At 48.5% G+C, this 206-nt stretch carries 1 protein-coding gene; it reads left to right on the top strand.

Features of this window, described 5'->3' with window-relative positions:
* Positions 1–206, top strand: a 206-nt coding sequence (locus Q1A18_RS19070) for a hypothetical protein (protein ID WP_299584760.1), incomplete at both ends; no start/stop codon positions are given.

Here is a 206-nt window from a genome sequence, read left to right as displayed (position 1 = left end):
GTAGCAGCGTCACTAATCCTGATTTTCAGCATTGCCGGGCTGGTTAGCAAAAACAGCCCATCGAGCAACGCCGAACTTTACAGCCAGTTTTACAGCCCCTATGAAACAAGCGGTATTTTCCGGTCGGGTGATGCGCTGATAGACACCAAGCTTACCAAGGCACTGCATCAGTTCAACGAAAGCAAATACCAGGAAGCAATTAACCT

Source organism: uncultured Sunxiuqinia sp. (assembly GCF_947495665.1).
Classification (GTDB): domain Bacteria; phylum Bacteroidota; class Bacteroidia; order Bacteroidales; family Prolixibacteraceae; genus Sunxiuqinia; species Sunxiuqinia rutila.
This window is presented reverse-complemented; position numbering and strand designations above follow the sequence as displayed.